Origin of the sequence: Kitasatospora sp. NPDC093558, assembly GCF_040683475.1 — a bacterium.
GTDB lineage: Bacteria > Actinomycetota > Actinomycetes > Streptomycetales > Streptomycetaceae > Kitasatospora.
This window is the reverse complement of record NZ_JBFBDY010000312.1, coordinates 7,156-7,490: the sequence shown is the minus strand read 5'-3', so window position 1 is coordinate 7,490 and position 335 is coordinate 7,156. Positions and strand designations below refer to the sequence as shown.

General features: G+C 77.6%; 1 pseudogene. It reads left to right on the top strand.

Going from position 1 to position 335, the window contains the following annotated elements:
• Positions 1 to 288: pseudogene (locus tag AB0O00_RS24770) on the top strand (hypothetical protein); the annotation flags it as partial.
• Positions 289 to 335: the final 47 nt, after the last annotated feature.

Here is a 335-nt window from a genome sequence, read left to right as displayed (position 1 = left end):
CACCGCCACTGTATCGCGAACCGCCGGATGCCGCGGCGCTCGGCCGCGGGGGGCGGGGACGTGTTCGTCCTGCACCCCGACGACGTACAGGGCACCCGCCGCCACCCCGACAGCGCGCGGCGCAACGGCTGCTGCGGGCCGGACGGCCAGGACGGGCCGAACCTCGTGTGCGCGGGCTGCGGCGCCGAGGTCGCGACGAAGGAGGCGGACTGCTGGACGCAGAACCTCGTGGCGCTGATGGCCTCGGCCGTGCGCGTCGCTCCCGGGGCGGACGGCGTCGGCGGGTAGCCGCGGCGGCCCCGACCTCGTCGCGCTGATCACCTCGGCCGTCCGCC